This window comes from Modestobacter sp. VKM Ac-2978 (genome assembly GCF_026968025.1).
Taxonomy (GTDB): domain Bacteria; phylum Actinomycetota; class Actinomycetes; order Mycobacteriales; family Geodermatophilaceae; genus Modestobacter.
Window position 1 is genome coordinate 1 of sequence record NZ_JAPVBP010000019.1, and the last position, 390, is coordinate 390.

Consider the following 390-nt stretch of genomic DNA (forward strand, 5'->3'; position numbering starts at 1 on the left):
GCCAAGCGCTACACCGGCCGCGGGATGGCGTTCCTGGACCTGATCCAGGAGGGCAACCTCGGGCTGATCCGCGCGGTGGAGAAGTTCGACTACACCAAGGGCTACAAGTTCTCCACGTACGCGACCTGGTGGATCCGGCAGGCGATCACCCGCGCGATGGCCGACCAGGCCCGCACCATCCGCATCCCGGTGCACATGGTCGAGGTCATCAACAAGCTCGGCCGCATCCAGCGCGAGCTGCTCCAGGACCTGGGCCGCGAGCCCACGCCGGAGGAGCTGGCCAAGGAGATGGACATCACCCCGGAGAAGGTGCTGGAGATCCAGCAGTACGCCCGGGAGCCGATCAGCCTGGACCAGACCATCGGCGATGAGGGCGACAGCCAGCTCGGT

1 protein-coding gene is annotated in these 390 nt (G+C 66.9%); it reads left to right on the plus strand.

The genetic code is table 11. The features are described from left to right. A partial coding sequence (locus O2W53_RS23790; protein WP_269165528.1) for a sigma-70 family RNA polymerase sigma factor occupies positions 1-390 on the plus strand: 390 nt, incomplete at both ends.